The sequence below is a fragment of the Streptomyces sp. NPDC055287 genome, assembly GCF_053646035.1.
The window spans coordinates 22,554-28,769 of record NZ_JBSHNE010000052.1 but is presented as its reverse complement, the minus strand read 5'-3'; the positions used below and the strand labels follow the sequence as shown (position 1 = coordinate 28,769).

The 6,216-nt window shown below is 68.5% G+C and carries 6 protein-coding genes; 4 read left to right on the top strand and 2 right to left on the bottom strand.

All coding sequences use genetic code 11. The features are described 5' to 3' along the window. Window positions 1–395: 395 nt before the first annotated feature. Window positions 396–611, top strand: a complete 216-nt coding sequence (locus ACWIHY_RS36350; protein WP_454380732.1) for a transposase family protein — start codon at window positions 396–398, stop codon at window positions 609–611. 116 nt (window positions 612–727) lie between these two features. Here ACWIHY_RS36350 and ACWIHY_RS36345 read toward each other — a convergent pair whose 3' ends face one another. Then, window positions 728–2,107, bottom strand: coding sequence for an FG-GAP and VCBS repeat-containing protein (locus ACWIHY_RS36345; protein ID WP_454380731.1), 1,380 nt, complete (start codon window positions 2,105–2,107; stop codon window positions 728–730). Window positions 2,108–2,607: 500 nt separating this feature from the next. On the opposite strand from ACWIHY_RS36345, the gene ACWIHY_RS36340 reads away from it, so the two are divergent. The 3 genes from ACWIHY_RS36340 to ACWIHY_RS36330 all read left to right on the top strand — a co-directional run bounded on the left by ACWIHY_RS36340 (window position 2,608) and on the right by ACWIHY_RS36330 (window position 4,329). Continuing rightward, entirely contained in the window at window positions 2,608–3,096 is a 489-nt protein-coding gene (locus tag ACWIHY_RS36340; protein ID WP_454380729.1) for a DUF2254 family protein, read from the top strand. Continuing rightward, on the top strand, window positions 3,093–3,326 hold the full coding sequence (locus tag ACWIHY_RS36335) for a DUF418 domain-containing protein (protein ID WP_454380727.1): 234 nt from the start codon (window positions 3,093–3,095) through the stop codon (window positions 3,324–3,326). The genes ACWIHY_RS36340 and ACWIHY_RS36335 overlap by 4 nt, the downstream gene beginning before the upstream one ends. Window positions 3,327–3,714: 388 nt before the next feature. Then, window positions 3,715–4,329, top strand: coding sequence for a PP2C family protein-serine/threonine phosphatase (locus tag ACWIHY_RS36330; RefSeq protein WP_454380735.1), 615 nt, complete (start codon window positions 3,715–3,717; stop codon window positions 4,327–4,329). Between the two features lie 36 nt (window positions 4,330–4,365). Here ACWIHY_RS36330 and ACWIHY_RS36325 read toward each other — a convergent pair whose 3' ends face one another. Continuing rightward, window positions 4,366–6,174 (bottom strand): fatty acyl-AMP ligase, encoded by a 1,809-nt coding sequence (locus ACWIHY_RS36325; protein WP_454380725.1) that lies wholly within the window; start codon window positions 6,172–6,174, stop codon window positions 4,366–4,368. Between the last annotated feature and the right edge of the window lie 42 nt (window positions 6,175–6,216).

The window sequence follows — 6,216 nt, the reverse complement described above, 5'->3', positions numbered from 1 at the left end:
GCTCGCCGACCGCTACCGCGCCGGAGTCGTCCTGGCCTCGCTGATCCTCTGGCTCCGCGAACCCGTCCGTGATCATTTGTCAGACACGGCCTAGGGGTGAGCGGCGCGGACGTAGTGGATCGCGGTGTGAGAGGTGGTGTCGAACAAGCGCATCAGCCGGACCGGGTCCGCGGTTCTCTCGTGCCTCGTCGAGGAACGATCCCGCCGAAACTGTGTGGGGTTGATCCCGATCCGGGCGGGGCACGGAATTCGGCTCTGGCGACGATCACGTGACGTGCCCTGGTCGACGCGTCGCGGCGCAAATTGCCCTGTGTGATCAGGGAGGATGACCGGCGTGCTTATCGCAGTGTATTGAGGACCTGTTTCCGCATCTGCACGCTGTTGCCGTCGATCGGATGAACTCCGACGGGATGTCAGTGACGCTATCCGTGCGGTCTTGCGCGTCCGCTGCGGCGTGTTCCGGCTGCGGATCGAAGTCCTCGCGAGTCCATGGTCGCTTCCGTCGTTCGTTGGCGGACTCGCCTGTTGCCGGACGCAGAGCGGAGATCGTGGTGATGGTGCGCCGGCTGCAGATGCGTCAACGATGCGTGTTCCCAGACGACATTCAGTGACCAAATCCCTGGCCTCCCCATGCCGTTCGCCCGGCGGACGCCGATGCTGATGGGAAGTGGGCTCCTTGGCCCCACGGCCCCTGGCGGCGTGCCGGGGGCCGTGGGCAGGGGAGAGGTCAGTCGAGGAAGGCGCTGCCCAAGTCGGTCAGTTCGTACGAGCCGGTGGCCGTCGGTCCGGTGGACGAACCGGGCAGGACGCGACCGCCGGAGGCTGCCGCAACGGCGAGGTCCGCCTTGCCGTCGGAGTTGGAGTCGCGCAGGCGGAGGCTGTGGCCGAAGGACTCGTACTCATCGGAGCTGCCCATGACGGACTGCGGGATCCAGGAGGAGCGGGAGCCGGACAGGCCGCCGGAGCCGCCGCGGAAGAAGTGAATGCCGCCCTGGTCCTCCTGCCCGTCCACGTCTTCGTGGGGGACGCCGACCACGAGGTCCGCGTAGCCGTCGCCGTTGGAGTCGGCGGCCGACACGTCGTAGGCGAAGTTGTCATCGGCCTCGGGCGTGCCCGAGACGCCGGTGGTGGCCTGGGTGAGCTTCGCCGAGCGGGTGCTGCTGGGGCCGGACGAGGCGCCGTACCAGATGTTCACCGCACCCTTGCCGCTGCTCTCGTCGGGCTCGCCGAGGGCGATGTCGCCGTAACCGTCCTTGTCGAAGTCACCGATGGCGGCGTTCAGGCTGAGGTCGTACTGACCGGCGGCGAGGGTCTTGGAGGCGCCCGAGGACAGGCCGGTGGAGGTTCCCCTGAGGAACCAGGCGCGGACGTTCCATTCGGTGCCGGACGCCTGCTGCCCGAGGACCACCAGGTCCGCCTTGCCGTCGCTGTCGACCTTGCCCGCGGCCAGGCCGTACGAGTACCAGCCGGCATCCGACTTGTCGATCTTACTGACGCTGCCTGTGGTGCCGGACTTGGTAAATCCGCCCCGGTGCAGCCAGGCCTCGCTGCTGCCGATGACCGCCAGGTCGGGGGAGCCGTCGCCGGTGAAGTCGCCGGTCGCCAGGTCCCTGCCGAAGTGGCCGGCAGCGCCGCTCTTCGGCGCGATGCTGGTACCGCCGGACAGGCCGGACGCGGAGCCCCAGACGACAGTCACCGAGCCGCGGTACGCGACGTCGCCCACGTGCTCCGAGGGGTTGCCCACGACGAGGTCCGCGTAGCCGTCCTTGTTCAGGTCGGCGCCGGCCAGGCTTTCGCCGAACATGTCGTCTTGCTCACCCGCGCCGGGGACACCAGGGCTGTCCTGGTGGATCACTTGGGTGTGCGAGGAGTCCAGGCCGCTGGCGCTCCCGTAGGTGATCGTGACGGCGCCGCCGGACCAGCCGTTCGGCCCGGAGATGCCCCTGTAGGCGTTGCCGTAGGCGATGTCCCGGTATCCGTCGCCATTGAAGTCGTCATGGTGCTTGGCCGCCGCGGCGGCGGCCGGGGCCGGCGTGAAGGCGAGCAGACCGGTGGTCAGCGTGGCCGAGGCGGCTGTCGCCAGGGCGAGGCGGACGTGCTGGTGCATGCGGGACTCCTGCTGCTTGCGGGTGGGCGCGGTAGGGCGCCCGTGATCGATGAGGTGCGTTCGGCTGGCATTCCGCCACAAATGTCCGGGGCTTGGCTTAGGTGTGGCTGGGCCTGCGGCGTACGGGAGACCGCTGGAGGGGCCTGAGGGTTGTACAGAGCCGTTGAGAAATCTCGAGGTTTCTGGAGCGGACAGCCGCCCAGCGACGAGGCATCACGTGGCGACCGGCCTGCGCCTCGCCAACCGTGCCCAGCCTGGCGCGCCGTAGATTCCCCAGCTCAGGTCGTCGCTACCCACATCGCCCAGGTCATCGCCGGCCAAGCCAACATTTCCGCCCCGGTCTTCCGTGGATGCTCACCCGCACGCATCGGCATCTGGCCTCCCCATGGCCGAGTTCCGGGACCATGACGGGTTCGCGCGCCTGCACCGACCGGCTGACTCCGGGCCGGCGAGCTCGCGCGAGGTGGGATGCCTTCCCCTCCCACTTCGAGAAGAGGAAGGTGTCCATCGGCACCTGCGCACGCGCCTTCGGAACCCCTTGCGTCCATGAGCACGTTTGTGTCAGATGCTCACTCCTTCTCGCGGAGGCCGAGCGTGAAGGCCGGCTCGGTGCGGTCGAAGGACTCCACGTCAGTCTCGCTGGCGCCCAGAGCAAGCCGGCACGGCTCGATGGGGAGCAGACCCGCCGCGACGGCGTAGTCGACCTCGGACTCCCCAGCTTCAGTAGGCTGTTCGCCCCATCACCATCCTCGAAGCCGCTCTCCTGGTCCGCCTTCGGCCATCCGCCCCCGCTCGCTGTCATCGGCGTCCTCGTCGTCCAGCAGGCGACGGGTACACTCTCCCCCCGATACATGCGCCTGTGGTATCGCGATCGGCTGCAGAAGGCCGTGCTGGCGACGTTCACCGGCACCTTCGCGTTCGCGTTCTCCTTGCTGCGCAGCAACGTCGCGTTGCCGGCACCGGGCCGCGTCGGGCGGTCAGAATCGTGAGGACGCCACAACGAACAGCAGGTCCCTATCGCCTCTCGGCGAAAGCCGAACGGGGCGAGCATGGGCCCGGGCTCGGGGCCCGGCACGTCACCCAGCAGTCCTGGGCGCCGGTGCTCATGTTCATCCTCGGGGCGATCGTGTTCGCCGCGATCTGGTCCCGTTTCTTCCGCCGCGGACCCCTGGAGTATCTGCTCAACGCCGCCACCAATCCGGCGAAGCACATCCGATGAGGCCCGGCCGGGGTGGCTCGACCTTCACGCCCCACCCCGGCCTGGACCGCTCACGGATCCGGCAAGCGGCTCAGCCCTTGCGGCGGTGGGTGCGGGACGCCCCACCGCACCTGCGTCCCCGGCGGCCAGCATGGATGCCGTCACGTCCGTCAGATGCATCGGACCGTACCCGCCACCAGCGCTATGCCCGCCAGCATGCGCGCCTGGCGCATCGCGTCGCGCTCGCCGTCGACAACGGACGCCTGTACTCCGAGGTCCAGAACACAGGGGAGCGCATCCAGCGCTCCCTGCTGCCTGATCTGCCCACGCTCGGACTGCTCGAGTTGGCCGCCCGCTACCAGCCCGCTCTGGCCACCTCCCAGGTCGGCGGAGACTCGACGCGTTCGTCCTGCCCGGCGGTGCCGCGGCCCTCATCATCGGAGACGTCGCAGGCCACGACCTGCAGGCCACCGTCACCCTGAGCCACATGCGCAACATGTTGCGCGGCATCGCCTGCGACCGCAAAGAGCTACCCGGCAAGATCCTTGGCCGCATGGACGCGGCCAACAGCATCCTCTACCCACACCAGACCCTGACCTGCTTTTACGCGCTGGTCGAGAAACCGGCCGAGCATGAGCCATGGGCTCTTCCGTACGCCGCCGCCGGCCATCCCGCCCCGCTGTTGATCACAGCTGAAGGCGACACACGCTTCCTGACCGACGGCCGCAGCATGCTTCTGGGAGTGGATCCCACCCAACGACGCCCCGACGCGACCGAAGTCCTGCCGGCGAACGCCACGATCCTGTTCTACACCGACGGCCTCATCGAACGGCGCACTGAAGACCTCGACCGCGGCGCGGCCCGGCTGCGCCAGCACGCCGCCGCCCTCGCTCAAGAAACCCTGGGAGCCCTCTGCGACGAGCTCCTCACCGGCCTCGCTCAGGACAGCAGCGACGACGTCGCCCTCATCGCCGTTCGCACACCGGCATCCGACGACCGCGCCGCCACCGCCACCGCCGACTGAGCTCAACAGCCGGCTGCGCCACTCGACCGCGTCCCCTCATTCGATGAGGGCGGCCTCGAAGGAACCCCCCAGGTATCGGTCCCGGCTGTCGCGACGTTGCAGCTTGCCGGTCGTCGTGAGCGGCAGCGTCCCCGGCTTGAGGAGGACGACATCGTGTACCTGGATGCGGTGTCCTGCATGGACGGCGCGCCTGATCTCCTGCTTGATCTCCTGCGCGGTCACCGGCTCGTCACTCCCCCCGCCGGCTGCCGCCGTCGTCTCGGCGAGCACGATGAGCCGTTCATGTGCGCCGTCGTCGACCGACACCGCGCAAGCACCGAACTCGCGGACTGCCGGATGGCTGGCCTCAACAGTGGCTTCGATGTCCTGCGGGTAGTGGTTGGCACCGGCGATGATGATGACGTCCTTCGCCCGACCGGTGATGAACAGCTCCCCGCTGTGCAGAAATCCGAGGTCACCGGTACGGAGAAACCGCTCGCCCGGCTGGTCGGGAAGGGTCCCCATGAAGGTCTCGGCACTCTCCTTGGGAGCGTTCAGGTAGCCCGTTGCGACGCTCGGGCCGGACACGAAGATCTCGCCCACCTCGTCCTCATCGCAGGGCTTGCCGGTCTCCGGGTCGACGGCGACAGCCGTGCTCAACGGATGGATCGGGCCGCAGCCGACCAGCTCCCGACTGTCCAGTGCCGACGCGGCTGGGCGCACTTTTCCGGCGGCGAGCGCCTCGAAGTCCACGCGCAGGACCTCCGGGCCCTGGCCGACCGGCACGGCCGTGACCATCACTGTCGCCTCGGCGAGGCCGTACGCGGGGGACAGCGCCCCGCGCCGGAAGCCGGCCTCTGCGAATGCCGCGCAGAAGCGGTCGAGGGTATCGGCGCGGACGGGCTCACCTCCGACCAGAGCCATCTCCCAACGGCTGAGGTCGAGTTCCCGGCGCTGAGCGTCGGTCACCCGGCGGACACACAGGTCGTAGGCGAAGTTCGGCGCGCAGCTGTCCGCGCGTCCGAGCCGGGAGATCGCCCGCAGCCACGTGAGCGGACGCTGTACGAACGTCATCGTCGGCAGCAGTGTGACGTCCCGGCCGGAGAAGAGGGACTCGAGGACGTTGCAGATGAGGCCCATGTTGTGGTGCGGCGGCAGCCACGACACCGACGACGGGCGGGGCAGCCCGGCGTCGTCGGCAGACCGACGCGTGTTGTCGTATATCAACGACAGATTGTTCAGCACATTGCTGTGAGTGATCGCGACGCCCTTCGGTACTCCGGTCGATCCCGAGGAGTACTGCAGGTAGGCGACCATCTCAGCGGCGGTCACCGGCGGGGTCCACTGCCGGGCCAGGTCCAGGCATACCTCGTCGGTCGCCACCCGGTCGAGTCGGGCGAGCCCTTCGGTGCCGGTGAGGACGGGCTCCGCGGCGGCAAGCATAGGGCCGGTGGACAGGAACAGCCGGGACTCGGAACTGGCGGCAATCGACTCCACCCGAGTCCATTTGGCATTGCCCCGCGTGCCGTCGAGCGGAGCTACCGGCACCGGGATCAGACCCGCATAGATGCAGCCCAGGAAGGCGGCGTGGAACTCCAGTCCGGGCGGGTAACTCAGCAGCGCGCATGTGCGTGCGGTTGGAGCCTGCTTCAGCAGCGTCACGGCGATCGCCCGCGCATAGCGGTCGAGTTCGGCCAGGGTCAGTGAGTCGGATTCATCGACACCATCGCCCAGGAACACAAAGCTCTTCCGGTCGGGCTCGGCTGCCGCACGAGTGCGGCACAGGTCGATCAACGTCGTCAGTGCGCCATGCTCACCGGCCACGCCCTCGGGCAGGCGGACACTGTGCTGATGATTGGTTTGCATGAGACCACTCCAAACGGAGGAAGGAGGAAGAAGGCGGCGGCA